The following is a 14,179-nucleotide window of genomic DNA, read 5'->3' on the forward strand; positions in this document are numbered from 1 at the left end:
TAATAAAGAGAAATCCTGCAAAATGAAAATGTTTTTATGGGTAGCGAATGATTTAGCCATTCCTGCCGATCAAAAACTGCAAGAAATCATCCTGCAATTGTTCTCCATGCTTCTCTTCCAGCAGTCCGTTGATCATCAAAGAAAAGATAAAACAAATTTTACCCTGATAGGACAGATATCCCGATAAGGTTTTAACCCCATACACCGTACCCGTCTTGGCTCTGACATCCCATCCGGCCGGCAAAGACAATGTACGGTTTTTTAACGTGCCGGAAATTCCATATTGAGCCAAACTGTCAAGGAAAACAGAAAAGTAGCGATGCTTTGCGTAAAAGCGCAATAATTGCATCATACCTCTTGGCGAGGATAAGTTATACATCGACAGTCCTGAACCATCCGCATAATTGCCCGGCAACGGCAGACCCCATTTTTGCAAGGTCAGATATACACACTTCTTCCCCGCTTCAACTGAACCCTTTCCACCGGCTTGGAGCCCCAGAGTACGCAAAAGGACCTCCGCAACCAAATTTTGGCTTTCCTGGTTAACGGTTTGAAGAACCTTGTGAAGCGGAGGAGAGTAGTGTGTAATCTGAACCTTTGCCTCGTCCATCCATTTGACCGGAACCGGTCGAACCCGCACGGACTTCGGATTAACGACGATCCCTTCCTTTTGACAGGCAAAGGACAAAGCCTGTGCAAAAAAGTGGGGACCTGACGGAACAGCAATTTCCACTTCTTGTTCCGTTCGGGAGAGCTTACCCGTCACCTCAAATTGATAAGACCCTCGCAGGCGGCGGATCAGATAATCGGATTGATCGTCGTCACTCCAGTGCATTTCGGAAACAGTGTGTGCTTCAATAAAAGGATAGGGATTTTTTAATTCAGGTTTGGGACCCGTCCGGTCAACTTGAAAGGGAATGCGATTCCTTTCCAGATTAAGAGCATGGATGGGCGCCGCAAAGCCATTTTGCAAATCATCCCACATCCATCCGCTTCCCCGTGATTGCAGCACAAAAAGTGAATCATCCAATGCTGTTTTATTCAGAATAGTCACACCATTAGCTTTTAGTTCTGCCGCCACTTTCCGGACATCATCCCATGTAAAAACAGGATCACCGCCGCCTTTTACCCAGAGAGTTCCTTCATGTACGCCGCAGGTTGTTTTCCAACGATAATCAGGACCAAGCAGATCAAGGGCAACAGCGGTTGTCCAGAGTTTATTGTTGGAGGCGGGAATAAACCATGTGTCTGCATTCCATTCTTCGGTTTCATTCGCGGAACATTCGTGGACGCTGAAACCTATATTGGCACCCACTTCCCCGCTTTTTTTTCGCCAGTTGGAAAATAGCAGCTGAAATGGATTGTTCATGGGAGATCTCCCTTAAGATTTGGTATCTTTTGTAAGCTTTTGATCCAAATAACTATAAATGATTCCCACGATTTTACGATTCCAGCCAAAGTCAAACATTCTGCTGCGAATCGCTGCATGAATATCGACAGCCAGGCGGATCGGTGTAATCTCATATATCGTAATCACAATATCATGTGTGAATCCGAGCGGATTTCTATACTCAAACATCACTTCCCCGCGCTCTTTATCATAATGGACAAACTTAAAAGAAGGATGTTGTTTCGGCAATTGCAAAAGCTGATCACCCGCTTCGAGCGATCTCCCCCGGTAATATCGGCTACGCAGCCAGTCTTCGGGCGCACGGTCTCCGGTTTCGGTAATTCCGCTGAAAAAGCGTCGCATTCCTGACATCACTTCACCTCTATCTCCGCATCATTTTTTCTAAACGATCAATACGGGCAAGAATTTCTCTAATAATTTCGTCATATTGGCCGGTTTGCTCCTGAACGCGATTATTTCGTCCGGTATTTTGTTTCTTTGCCGCCCGAAGCTGTTCTTTTAAATATTCATTCTCCTGCAACACATCCTCATAACTTTTGATGACCAAATCCAAAAATTCATTTACTTCATCAATATCATACCCTCTCATTACATGTTTAAAATCTTTATTAAAAATTTCCATTGGTGTTAATCGCTTCATGATGACTGCACTCCCTATTCAACTTTTCAATTCACTATTATATATGAATTTGCCCTTCTCTCAAACTAATGAAAAAAAGAAAACGCAGACCTTTTTTCAGTAGTCTGCGTTCTATTTTGATTTACTTCGCCTCAGGGAACGTGCGTTTAATGATATCCACCATATTGTTGATGATTCCGCTGACGGGCCGGCCGTTACGCAAATCCTGAACATATTGGTTCATTTGTTTTACAAATTCCGGATTGGCGGAAACATAAACATTTCGGATGGCCGGATCTGTAGCGCGGGCTCTGTTGGCGATATTCTTTTTCATTTGATCTGTTAATTTATCATTTCCTTTTAACACGACAGCGACATAAGCATTTCTGCCTAAGATTGCCACTGCGGATGATTTAACCCGGTTTAAATCGGTAATGGAATCAGCCACATCATCCGCGACACGGAAGTTTTGCGCCATCATATTGTTGGAGGTATTATAGCGGGCATTGTCTCTTACAATGCGGTAGGAAGGATAATTATTCCTGGTATCATTTCCGCGATTGGCGATGGTTCTGTTTCTCACATCATCATCCCGCACGTAATTCCTTACATCATTACCCACCCGTGTGGTACGGTAACCCGGCCTTTCCAAGGATTCATCCCGCCTGTCATTGGTAGCGCATCCTACGCTAGTCAAGAGAAGGGTAAGGATGATCCATCCACTTAACAAACGATTCACTTTCATCATCTGTCCTCCTCTGGATCAGGAATTTGATTCACAGTTAGTATTTGATCATCAAGCAAAAATATGTAGCCCGTTCCCCTGAACCCTTGTCATTCCACTATTTAGTCGAAAAGAAAAAAACACCCCGCCCGACAATCGGACGAGGTGTGTCTGAGTTAATCATCATCTCTTTGACCCAGGAAAATCAAAACAAACCGCAACAACTCCAGCAAGGCTACGAGGGCTCCCGCCACATAAGTGAAGGCAGCGGCCCCAAGCACGCGATTGACGCCCTTCTCTTCATCCGGAGCTACAAACCCTTCCTGAATCATGATTCGTTTTGCCCGCGAACTTGCGTTAAATTCTACGGGTAATGTAACCAGGTGGAATAAAACAGCGATGGAGAAAAAGGCAATCCCAACCAGCAATAAGCCCGATGCCCTCATAAAGACTCCCGCCAACAACAGCCAGGGAGCCACTCCCGAAGTAAAGTTCAGAACGGGAACCATTCGATGGCGAAATACGAGGGCTCCATACTTCTCTTTATGTTGCAAGGCATGGCCGCATTCATGCGCCGCAACAGAAACGGCAGAAATGGAAGAAGATGAGTAAACGGGTTCCGACAGGCGAACAGCTGGTGCCGTCGGGTCATAATGGTCAGACAATGTTCCGTGAACCGGTTCGACGGGAACATGATGCAATCCGTTCATATCCAAAATTCGCCTTGCCACCTCAGCCCCCGTCATCCCGGATCGTGACCTGACCCGGGACCATCGACGGAAATTTGACCTGACTCTAAACTGAGCCCAGAGGGTAAGAATCAGGCCCAGTATAAACAGTAACAACCCAAACATTCTTTATGCTCCCTTTCTATCCAAAATCCAATGATCATGTATGCTTATTTAGCCAGAATGATTTTTCACCTATATTTATTCCTTTTCAAAGATTGAATTAAACTGTCAAAACTTGATCTAAAGAAGGCTTTCATCGCTGAAAAATGATCATGTCACTTTGTTTACGCATACCCACGTTCAACACAAGGCCGACAGCAATAAGTTGGGTAGTAAGGGAACTCCCCCCATAACTGACAAAGGGTAAAGGCAGGCCCGTAATGGGAACAAGCCCCAGGGTCATACCAATATTTTGAAATACTTGAAACACAAGCATTCCGGTGACACCTGCAACAATATAAGATCCAAAACGATCATCAGACCGGGTGGCGATCAAAATCATCCGGTAAAAAAAGATCAGATAGACACATAACAATAAGCTTCCGCCGATAAAGCCATGTTCCTCCGCAAACACTGCAAAAATAAAATCATTATGAGGTTCGGGAATCCAATTTCCCTGTGCCTGTGTGCCCTGATGGAGCCCTTTTCCCGTCATCATCCCGGAACCGATCGCAATTTTGGCCTGTGTCAACTGATATCCCGCACCTGTAGGATCAGAGGCAGGATCTAAAAAGGTTTGAATGCGGCTGATCTGATGGTCTTCCAAGATCACCTGCAATAGGGGGTGATCAGTCACATATAAAAGAAGAATCCCGCCGGAGATGATGGAAACGAGGAGAATCCCACTCATAATCCATTTCCAATCAAGCCCCCCCACCAGCAACATGCTGCAAACAATTCCTACGAAAACTAACGCTGTACCCAGGTCGGGCTGTGATAAAATAATGAAAAAGGGAATCCCGAACAGACCCAAAATCAATCCCAATCCGGACAGGTCCCGCCACGAGGAAGGCTTCTTTTCAGACAGGAGCTTTGCCAGCAATAAAATCAGGATCAGCTTCATCATCTCTGAAGGCTGAAATTGAAAATTGCCCACTCCAATCCACTGTTGTGCACCATTTACTTTAACACCCAGACCAGGAATAAATACGAGCAGTAAGAAAAGCAGTCCGATTCCATATAAGAGGTAGAGAAATCTGCCTTGAGACAAAATTTTATAATCAAACAGGAGAACGGCGAACATAAATAGAAACCCCAATAAGTACCACCACGCCTGTTTTTCTACATAAGATTGGTTGTCAGTGTAGGTTGCACTGGAAATGGATACAATGCCAATAGTTGCCAGAATGAAGAGAATAAGTATGAGCAGAAAATCGATCTGCCAGATCAGATGGCTTTTTTTCATTTTTAAACCCCTATTTCTCCTATCAATCTTACGTTCACCTTAACACAATTTTATTTTTCGCAAAACATGTGACTGAAGGAGTTTGTACATATGAAACGCGATAAACCCGACTTTTGGATCATATTGATTACCTTTTTATTACTCGGCTTCGGTTTGGTGATGGTATTCAGTACCAGCTATTATAAAGGCTTGACCGATTTCAAAGATCCCTATTTTTTCTTTAACAGACAGCTGGGATATGGCCTGACCGGCTTGGTTTTGTTTTTTATTTTCTCCAATATCCCCTATACCATCTACAGAAAATACGTGGGATTGATCCTGATTATCTGTTTCGTATCGCTTTTGGTAGTACTGATTCCTCCAATCGGCAAAGTGGTAAACAATGCCCGCCGCTGGATTGACCTGGGGATTTTCTCTTTTCAACCTTCTGAATATGTCAAACTTGGCTTGATTATTTATACAGCTTCGATCATGATTAAGAAGCAACCCATTATCGACAATTTTAAACGCGCGGTCATCCCCCCGCTCGTCGTGATTGGAATCGCCTGCCTGTTGCTGATGAAACAACCCCACTTCAGTGCCATTGTCATTATTCTAACCACTTGTATCACCGTCATGTTCTGTGCGGGTACAAAAGTGAAGCACTTGCTGTTCCTCGCTCTGGTCGGATTGCCGGTCCTGGTTGTGGCTCTGTTTTTAGGAGATTACCGGGTTGATCGTATCACTGCTCTGTTCAACGGCTTCAGCGACCGCACCGGTGAAGGTTATCAGGTTACCCAATCACTGATTGCCATCGGTCCGGGTGGATTAACCGGTGCCGGATTGGGAAACAGCATCCAGAAATATGCCTATTTGCCTGAAGCACACACAGACTTTATCTTTTCCATCATCGCAGAAGAGCTTGGTTTTATTGGCGGGGTCTTTCTTATTTCCCTTTTTATTTTCTTTATCGTTCGCGGGGTGCTTACCTCACTGCAAGCGCCGGATCAGTTCGGTACGTTGCTCGGAATTGGCATCGTTACCTTGCTGGCGGTTGAAGCCATTTTTAATCTAGCCGTTGTTACCGCTCTCTTCCCGGTAACCGGGGTTCCCTTACCCCTGATTAGTTACGGGGGAACCGCTTTGATGATGAACTTGGTCGAACTGGGGATCCTGATCAATATCTCCCGTTATCGGGTTCGAAAAGCAAAAGCGTCCAAGGCCGCTCCTTCTGCCCGGCCCGTACAAGCTTAGCTGATAGAAAATCCCCCTTTTGGCTCTGTGCAAAAGGGGGATTTTATTTATGATGTGAACAGGCCTTCGCCGGGACTGCTCGCACTGGCATAGGGTTTTCTGGGGATTCTTCCGGCATCGTAGCCAAGACGTCCGGCCCTCACTGCCCATTTCATCGCTTCTGCCATTTTCACCGGATCTTTCGCCCCGGAAACGGCTGTATTTAAAAGAACCCCGTCTGCTCCCAGTTCCATCGCCTGAACAACATCAGCGGGGGAACCAATCCCCGCATCAATAATTACCGGTACAGGAGATTCCTCGATAATCAGCCGTAAATATGCAGGATTGAGCAACCCCTGGCCTGAACCGATCGGGGAACCTCCCGGCATAATGGCATGGGCTCCGGCTTCCGCCAATTTTCTGGCGAGAACAGGATCGTCTGAGGTGTAAGGCAACACTATAAATCCTTCTTCAACCAAAAGGCGTGTTGCTTCCAAAGTGGCAATGGGGTCGGGAAGCAACGTTTTGGAATCGGCGATAACCTCCACTTTAATCATATCGCATAGATTGGAGGCACGTGCAAGCCGGGCAATTCTTACAGCTTCCTCCACTGTGGTTGCGCCTGCTGTATTGGGCAATAACGTATAACGTTTCAAATCGAGCATCTCCAAAAAGTTAGGCTGGTCCGGATCATATATATCCATACGGCGAATGGCAAAAGTGAGCACTTCTGTTTCAGAAATCTCTACTGCCTTCTTCTGTACATCAAGTGAAGAAAATTTACCCGTTCCCAAAAATAAACGTGATTTAAATTCATAAGCGCCGATTTTCAGCATGGATCGATTTAACCTCCTCCGACAAAATGAACAATCTCTACTACATCACCCTCGCCCAGAACCGACTGAGGATGATCCTCTTTTTGCAGTACTTTGCGGTTGTGCTCCACTACCAGCACCCGCTGTCCCAAACGCAGATGATCAAGTAAGTGGGCAATGGTAACAACCCCTTCGGCCACTAAATACTCTTTCCCGTTTAATTGAATCTTCACATTTCCTCTCCTCCTTTCACTTCTGACCCAGAAAAGATACGGTCCGGCTGAAATGGCTGTAAGACAGCGGGTTCTTCACCCAGAACCAGCCGGCAGATAAGACTTCCGGTAATCGGGCTGAGCAAAATACCGTTTCGCTGATGCCCGCTGGCAACCAGGAGATTTGAAATCGCAGAACATCTGCCCAGATAAGGGTTTCCATCCTGTGAACCGGGCCGGACACTGGACCAAATCCGATTGATCCGGCCTTCAGCGAGTCCCGGCACCGTCCTGATGGCCGCTTCTAGCAGTGTTTGAACCGCTTTGGCATCAACTCCCGGGCCCATCTGATGAGGTTTCTCAGTGGCACCGACAATAACCTGGCCATCAGCTTTAGGGACAAGATAAACGCTTGAGGTAAAGATTGTTCGTCCAATCAATGGTTGCTGCAGCAGGATCGACAGGGACTCACCCTTAATCGGAAAAACCGGAAGTTCCAATTGCATCCATTGGGCAATCCATTGGCTCCAGGCTCCTGCTGCCAAAACGACATATTCCGGGCTCCATTTCCCCTGTGTGGTGACAACTTCAGAGATTCGGCCATTTCTTTGTTTTACATCAACAACCTGGCAGCCTTCAATCAATGTGGCTCCCAGCTTTTTCGCTGCCAGGGCAAACGCACGGGTTAAGCGCGGCGCGGAAACCTGGTGATCTTCAGGCAAATAAAGCGCTCCTGCTGCCTGCGCAAACAGATGGGGTTCCAGGCGCAAACATTCTTCCCGGCTTAACCAGTAAGAGGTCTGTCCCGAGCTTTTTTGCCAATTTCCCCTCATCTGTAAGTGCTCCGCTTCCTGCTCATCAACGGCTACTTTTAATAAGCCTGCGCGATTCAACTCTATGTCTAACCCCGTCACTTCCCGCAATTCTTCCTGTAAGCGCGGAAACATCAAACGGCTGGATAAGCAGAGTTCCGTCAAAGGACCCGGCTCTGCCATTTCTGATTGAGCCCCCAGCATTCCGGCTGCGGCCGAGGAAGCATGTGCCCCGATTCGGTCACGTTCCAGGACAATACTTTTTACGCCCGCTTTAGCCAGGTAATAAGCGATGGAACATCCAATCACTCCGCCACCGATAATGAGTACATCTTTATCCACCTTCTCCACTCCTTTTTAACTGCTGTACGGCTTGTTCCGGAGACGGATGGCTGTAAACAGCTGAGATCACGGCGATCCCTGCACATCCTGCTCCCATGACATCCGCCACCTGATCTGGTCCGATCCCCCCGACAGCGATCACCGGGATCTTCACGGCTGCTACAATTTTCTCCAGCCGTTTCAACCCCATCGGTGGAACGCCCGGTTTGGAACGGGAAGGGAAAATATGGCCGACCATGATATAATCCATTCCATCTGATTCCGCCCGAATGGCACTTTCCAACGAATGAACCGACCGCCCCCGGCGGATATGTGCAACCACATGATTATCAATTTTCCAATCGGCTGTATCTTCCGGGAGATGAACTCCGCCGCATCGCAATTGTTCCGCCACCTCCATATGGCGATTGATGATGAGAGAAGAGCGGGGAATGAGATTGTGGGACAAAATCTTTTTTGCTATTTGAAAAACTTGATCTTGTGATTTTGATTTAAATCTTAAGTGAAAATAATCGACCCATGGCACAAGTCCCGGCCACAGTCGGAGGAGGTCATCTGTTTGCTGGTTTTCTTCGGTGATCACATGCAGCTCCACCAGTTTCCCTCCCAAACAAAAACACCGACATCCAGGGGACATCGGCGTTTCGATTTCATCATTCAACCATTCCCCACATTCCTTCCGCTGGTATCATCCAGTTCAAGTTCAAAGGGTTGGAACAAAGTTCCTCTCAGCACCTTTGGTGCACCCCCAGTGGTCCGACAAGTATGTAATTGTCTATTTTATTGTAGCAAGCTTGTTTCTGATCCGTCAACCAACTCGTCTTCTCATCTTGGGAGCAGCCCATCCCTCAGCAAACATGATCGTCTAGGGTACAGCTTCAATGGTAACATCTCCATAGACATAAGTTTGACAGGCAAAGCGATAACCGGATGAAATTGCTTCTCCGTCGATACGGTAAAGCTCCTGTTCACTGTAATCACTTAAATTCTCTTGCCCTTTAATCACCCGCATTTGACAGGTGCCACATTTTCCGGTGGTACAATGAAAGGGTAAAGGGATGGACCTTGAAACTGCTTCCAAAAGCAGGTTAGCTCCCATGGGAACTTCCATCTGATAGGTTTCTGTCCCCAGTCGGATCGTCACCTCAGGCAAACAAAATCCCCCCTTTGATTGATCTGCAAGACAACATGATCCGCTCTGCAATCATATTGCCGGCACAGAAGGCTGTTTTCCAAAACAGCTTTTACGTAAAAAACCATCATCCCGAACAAAAGATGATGGCAGTGTTAGATCAATCATTTCCTCACTTGGTGTCCAGTGATTTGCTTTGGCTTTGATTCCAATAGTACAAACCGACCGCGATTCCGATAATCGGCAGTGCAATCAGTAAGAGCCGGGCACCATATTTGTGCATCACTTCAAACACAGTTTCCCAGTTTGCTCCGAGAATATGGCCGAGGCCGATAAAAGTTGCACACCAAACCATTGCCCCTGAATAGGCAAACAGTGAAAAACGGGAATACGGTAGCTTTGAGATGCCTGCCAGATAGGCCGTGACATGACGGACTCCGGGAATAAAATAGCCGACAAATAACAACCAGTTTCCATATTTGCGAAAAAGAACCTGGGTGATCCGCAATCGGCGACGGGTAATAAAAATCTTGTTGCCGTATTTTCTCAAAAACGGATACCCCAACTTCGTCCCCAACATATAGCTGATTGTTATTCCACAGGCCGAACCGGCCAGGGCACTCAGATAAGTAAGAGCCAAATTAAGTTGTCCGATTGAAGTCAGATACCCGATAAAGGTCATCATGATCTCATCAGGCAAAGGCAGCCCGACGATTCCTAATACCAGAAAAAGAAAAATCCCCAGATATCCATACTCCTGTAGTAAGTCAATCAATGATTGTTCCATGGTACAACCCCGTTTTTCCTTAACATGCAGAACACTCTTAGAATATCATACTATAAATTTGAGAAAAAGATACGGGAAATCGTGAGATTTTCAGAATCCCCCGGGCATTGAAGCCGGTTGACTGCCTCTGCAGTTGTTTATTCTGACTTACTCTTTGTAAAAGGAAGAAATGATTTCGACTCCGTTCATCTTCATATGGTATAAAAAGACTAAGTCCATGAGGTCTGCATCATGAGCCAGAGCCCCTAACTGATTCGCCTGTTCAACGGAAAGATCATATGTCCGGACAAGGGATTGGGGAACAATCACCCGGGTATGGATGTTCTTCTCATTGGCCAGCAGCCGAATAGCCATGGCATTCTGGTAAATACACAGATCGGTACAATCTCCAACCACGATAAATACAGAAGTCCCTTTATCAAAAATCTGTTCCAGCCATTCAAAAAAGCGCAGGCCGTTCTCATTACGGCCAAAAAGTCCATTCGTGGCATTTTTAAAGAAAGTTTGGACACCCTGCCGTTGCTGTATGGCTTGGAGAGGGCCGACAACCTGCGCTTCAGCTGTTCCCCGGATACAATGTGGGGCAAATACCTCAAATTCCACTGCATCAGCAGGGTGGTTATCATTTAAAAAAATAAGATTTTCATTTGGCAGACCTTCATCCAAACATTGATTGGCAAACCGGGCGACCGGCTCTACCATCTCATTTACCCGTTCACTTGATAAGGCCCCGGTTTCACAAAAACCTTTGAGGATATCGACAAAAACGAGATAAACATTGCTGATATCCCCGGCTTTTTGTACGATCGAAGTGATCGACTCTTGCGGTGCATTTGCCAGTTGAGACGACATATAAGAGATGAAAGCACTTGATGTTTTCAACTTGATTCACACGCTCCCCGCAGTTGAAAAGTGATGATTCGCTTTCATCTTATCATGAACGCTGTTGGGGTTGAAGCATACTTATGTGTACCGGGTTAATCCTTTTACCCTTTCCTCATCCAACTCTTTCACCACTTCCACCAATAAGCGGACTGCGTTCTCTACATCCTGTTTGCTTACCATGGAGACATGGCTGTGAATATATCTGGCTGCCACTCCGATTACCAAGGAGGGAACTCCGCGGCGGAAAAGATGGAAGCGGCCTGCATCCGTCCCCCCGCCCATCATGGTATCCACCTGGTAAGGGATGTTTTTCTTTTCGGCAATCTCGATGACAAGGTTACGCAATTTAATATTGGGGATCATGGTTGCATCCAAAAATGTGATCAAAGGCCCTTTCCCCAGCTTGGCTTTATTGTCGCCACCGGCTCCCGGCCCGTCCTCTGCAACACCTACATCAAGAGCAAACGCAACGTCCGGGTCCACTTGATACGGAGCGGTTGTGGCCCCGCGCAAACCGACTTCTTCCTGAACAGTTGCCCCGGCAATAATCGTATTCGGATGGTTTTCCACCTTTAGCTGATTAATTACTTCAGCCGCCAGATAACAACCAACCCGGTTATCCAGTGCTTTGGCGAGGATGGTATCGTTATCCGGCAAAATCTCAAATGGACAAATGGGAATAACCGGATCACCGACGCGAATCCCCCACTCTTTTACCTGTTCATCACTGTGGGCACCCACATCGATAAACATTTCTCTCATGGGATAAACCTTATTGCGCTCTTCAGCTGTTAAAATGTGCGGGGGTTTTGAACCGATCACACCTGTAAATACCCGATTCTCGCCCACAATGGAAACGCGTTGGGACAACAATACCTGTTCCCACCATCCTCCCAGGGGGGTAAAGCGCAAATAGCCCTGTTTGGTAATCTCCGTCACCATAAATCCTACTTCATCCAGATGGCCGGCAAGCATAATTCTCGGCGTGGCACTCCCCCCTTGCTTTTCTCCGAAGATGCTTCCCAAATGATCTGTTTGAATAACCGCATCTACCTTTTTCAGCTCCCGGTACATAATGTCCCGGACTTCTTGCTCATACCCGGATACACCTTTCGCTTCTGTCAGTTCCTGAAGTAAGCGCATAAATTCTCCTCCTGCATAAGAGATTGATTTTCTATATTTTCTGCCATCTCGTTTCTAAATATACAAAGAAAAAATAGGTCGAAAGTACTATTGTAAAAAAATTAATAATAATGATAATGTTTTGTTAGTATGTATCAATTTGTTTTTCACCTAAATTTATATATTTTGTTCTGCTAAGGAGGCAAAACATGAGGGCAATTAGAGTGCTGTCGATCATTTTGGCGGTTTTGTTTTCATTCGCTTCCATCGCTGTGGCTGAAACGCCATCAAAGAGTAAAAAAACGTCCCTCCCCGTGTCGGAAAAGGAGATCACTCCGATTCACAAAGTAAAGGGATCCAAATGGCTGAGCAATTTGCACCATCATCTTGCAAAATCGGACAAGACGGACAAAATCCCTGTGATTATTACCTATAAAACCCTCAATCAATCTGTGAATTTACAATCTGCAAAAAAACATATCGAAACATTTGCCCCCCGTCATGTTTACAAAAATATCCCTGCCATGTCAGCCACCCTTACGAAAGCTCAAATTGAAGAGCTATCCAAGTCTACGGATGTGGTACAAATTGAATATGACGAGCCCGTCAAAGCATTCTCGCAAACGGCAAATACCTGGTACGGAACGCAAAAAGCGCGAACAGACTTTGGGGTCACCGGTGACCGCGACGGTCAACCCTCTTCGTATTCAAAAGATGATATCGTAATCGCCGTGATTGATACCGGAATCGACGCCTCCCATGTGGATTTAGACGGCGGCAAAGTCATCGGATGGAAAGATTATGTCAATAACCGTTCCGCTCCGTACGATGATCAAGGGCATGGAACGCATGTTGCCGGTATTGCGGCAGGGTCGGGCGACGGAAACTCCGCCTACACAGGGGTTGCTCCCGGGGCGGCACTTGTCGGGGTCAAAGTGCTTGACCAAAATGGCAGCGGTTCAATGAGCGATGTAACTGCCGGCATCGACTGGGCCATCTCAAACAAAGATGTTTACGGAATCAAAGTGATCAATATGAGCTTGGGAACGACCGGAAGCTCAGACGGAACAGATGCCACTTCTCAAGCGGCCAACCGCGCGTCAGATGCGGGAATCGTCGTTGCTGTGGCAGCAGGAAACAGCGGGCCGGCAAGGAAAACGATCGGCTCACCCGGTGCTGCTGACAAGGCCCTTACAGTCGGGGCGATGGCTGATCCCGGAGAAAAAGGATTTAATCTCGCTTCTTTTTCCAGCCGCGGCACCACTGCCGATGGCCGCATCAAACCGGATATCGCTGCTCCCGGCTTTAACATTACCGCCGCCCAGGCAAACAGTAACAACGGATATGTCACCTATAGCGGAACCAGTATGGCTACTCCTTTCACCGCAGGAACGGTGGCTCTCATGCTGGATGCCAATCCTTCCCTAACCCCTGAGCAGGTAAAATCAACTCTTGCTTCTACTGCGATTGATTTTGGTCCTACGGGCAAAGATATTGACTACGGCTCAGGGAATATGAGAGGATATGAAGCCGTAAAAACAGCCGGAAACTTTAGCGGTACAGGTCCTTCCTTGCCAAACCACCTTTTTGCTCAGGGATCCATCAACACCTCCGGTTATAAGGATGAATGGACGTTCCAGGTTGATTCAACCCAGGCTCCCATTGCCGTCACCTTTATCATGCCCGATTGGACCGGTTCCTGGTTCTCCTCTTCTCCGGATTTTGATATTTATCTGTATGATCCCAGCGGTAATCAGGTCGGCAAATCTGAAGGAACGAAGAGACAGGAGACAATCACCTTTAGTCCGACCCAAACAGGACAATATAAACTTCGCGCCTATTCTTACAGCGGTACGGGTGCATACTTCTTTGATATCAGTTCATTTGCTTCAGAACTGACTCAAGTGGCCAACGATCAGCGATAAATTGATGCCCCTGTGCATACAGGGGGATTTTGCTGCTCCACGAAC

General features: G+C 46.8%; 16 protein-coding genes and 1 riboswitch. Of the genes, 2 read left to right on the top strand and 14 right to left on the bottom strand.

Features of this window, described 5'->3' with window-relative positions:
- Window positions 1-52: 52 nt before the first annotated feature.
- The 6 genes from dacB to rodA all read right to left on the bottom strand — a co-directional run bounded on the left by dacB (window position 53) and on the right by rodA (window position 4,890).
- Window positions 53-1,369, bottom strand: a complete 1,317-nt coding sequence (gene dacB, locus I8U27_RS00655) for a D-alanyl-D-alanine carboxypeptidase/D-alanyl-D-alanine endopeptidase (RefSeq protein WP_181750410.1) — start codon at window positions 1,367-1,369, stop codon at window positions 53-55.
- Between the two features lie 12 nt (window positions 1,370-1,381).
- The gene (locus I8U27_RS00660; protein ID WP_181750409.1) at window positions 1,382-1,762 is read right to left on the bottom strand and encodes a hypothetical protein; all 381 of its coding nucleotides are present in this window, start codon (window positions 1,760-1,762) and stop codon (window positions 1,382-1,384) included.
- A 10-nt stretch (window positions 1,763-1,772) separates the two neighbouring features.
- Window positions 1,773-2,051 (bottom strand): DivIVA domain-containing protein, encoded by a 279-nt coding sequence (locus I8U27_RS20885; protein ID WP_181750408.1) that lies wholly within the window; start codon window positions 2,049-2,051, stop codon window positions 1,773-1,775.
- Between the two features lie 121 nt (window positions 2,052-2,172).
- Window positions 2,173-2,775: a YhcN/YlaJ family sporulation lipoprotein gene (locus tag I8U27_RS00670; RefSeq protein WP_181750407.1), complete on the bottom strand. Its 603-nt coding sequence runs from the start codon at window positions 2,773-2,775 to the stop codon at window positions 2,173-2,175.
- A gap of 155 nt (window positions 2,776-2,930) precedes the next feature.
- The gene (locus tag I8U27_RS00675) at window positions 2,931-3,608 is read right to left on the bottom strand and encodes a zinc metallopeptidase (protein ID WP_181750406.1); all 678 of its coding nucleotides are present in this window, start codon (window positions 3,606-3,608) and stop codon (window positions 2,931-2,933) included.
- A gap of 130 nt (window positions 3,609-3,738) precedes the next feature.
- Window positions 3,739-4,890 carry a rod shape-determining protein RodA gene (gene rodA, locus I8U27_RS00680; protein WP_181750405.1) on the bottom strand — a complete coding sequence of 384 codons (1,152 nt, stop codon included), beginning with the start codon at window positions 4,888-4,890 and terminating at the stop codon, window positions 3,739-3,741.
- 90 nt (window positions 4,891-4,980) lie between these two features.
- Between rodA and ftsW the strand changes: the two genes are divergently transcribed.
- Entirely contained in the window at window positions 4,981-6,123 is a 1,143-nt protein-coding gene (ftsW, locus tag I8U27_RS00685; protein ID WP_181750404.1) for a putative lipid II flippase FtsW, read from the top strand.
- A gap of 47 nt (window positions 6,124-6,170) precedes the next feature.
- On the opposite strand, the gene I8U27_RS00690 is transcribed toward ftsW, so the two are convergent.
- The 8 genes from I8U27_RS00690 to I8U27_RS00725 all read right to left on the bottom strand — a co-directional run bounded on the left by I8U27_RS00690 (window position 6,171) and on the right by I8U27_RS00725 (window position 12,230).
- Window positions 6,171-6,938 (bottom strand): thiazole synthase, encoded by a 768-nt coding sequence (locus tag I8U27_RS00690; RefSeq protein WP_181750403.1) that lies wholly within the window; start codon window positions 6,936-6,938, stop codon window positions 6,171-6,173.
- A gap of 8 nt (window positions 6,939-6,946) precedes the next feature.
- Window positions 6,947-7,150 carry a sulfur carrier protein ThiS gene (gene thiS / locus I8U27_RS00695; protein ID WP_309506081.1) on the bottom strand — a complete coding sequence of 68 codons (204 nt, stop codon included), beginning with the start codon at window positions 7,148-7,150 and terminating at the stop codon, window positions 6,947-6,949.
- On the bottom strand, window positions 7,147-8,283 hold the full coding sequence (thiO, locus tag I8U27_RS00700) for a glycine oxidase ThiO (protein ID WP_181750402.1): 1,137 nt from the start codon (window positions 8,281-8,283) through the stop codon (window positions 7,147-7,149). The genes thiS and thiO overlap by 4 nt, the downstream gene beginning before the upstream one ends.
- Window positions 8,276-8,878, bottom strand: coding sequence for a thiamine phosphate synthase (locus tag I8U27_RS00705; RefSeq protein WP_181750401.1), 603 nt, complete (start codon window positions 8,876-8,878; stop codon window positions 8,276-8,278). Before I8U27_RS00705 ends, thiO begins: the two co-directional genes overlap by 8 nt.
- A gap of 61 nt (window positions 8,879-8,939) precedes the next feature.
- Window positions 8,940-9,043: riboswitch (TPP riboswitch) on the bottom strand.
- A gap of 105 nt (window positions 9,044-9,148) precedes the next feature.
- The gene (locus I8U27_RS00710; protein ID WP_309506088.1) at window positions 9,149-9,427 is read right to left on the bottom strand and encodes a 2Fe-2S iron-sulfur cluster-binding protein; all 279 of its coding nucleotides are present in this window, start codon (window positions 9,425-9,427) and stop codon (window positions 9,149-9,151) included.
- A 160-nt stretch (window positions 9,428-9,587) separates the two neighbouring features.
- Entirely contained in the window at window positions 9,588-10,202 is a 615-nt protein-coding gene (locus I8U27_RS00715; protein ID WP_181750399.1) for a DedA family protein, read from the bottom strand.
- A 147-nt stretch (window positions 10,203-10,349) separates the two neighbouring features.
- Entirely contained in the window at window positions 10,350-11,084 is a 735-nt protein-coding gene (locus tag I8U27_RS00720; protein WP_181750398.1) for an isochorismatase family protein, read from the bottom strand.
- An 81-nt stretch (window positions 11,085-11,165) separates the two neighbouring features.
- On the bottom strand, window positions 11,166-12,230 hold the full coding sequence (locus tag I8U27_RS00725) for a M42 family metallopeptidase (protein WP_181750397.1): 1,065 nt from the start codon (window positions 12,228-12,230) through the stop codon (window positions 11,166-11,168).
- Window positions 12,231-12,418: 188 nt separating this feature from the next.
- Here I8U27_RS00725 and I8U27_RS00730 point away from each other — a divergent pair, with 188 nt between their 5' ends.
- Entirely contained in the window at window positions 12,419-14,134 is a 1,716-nt protein-coding gene (locus I8U27_RS00730; RefSeq protein WP_181750396.1) for a S8 family serine peptidase, read from the top strand.
- The last annotated feature ends 45 nt before the right edge of the window (window positions 14,135-14,179 follow it).

It is taken from the genome of Paenactinomyces guangxiensis (assembly GCF_016055185.1).
Lineage (GTDB): Bacteria > Bacillota > Bacilli > Thermoactinomycetales > Thermoactinomycetaceae > Paenactinomyces > Paenactinomyces guangxiensis.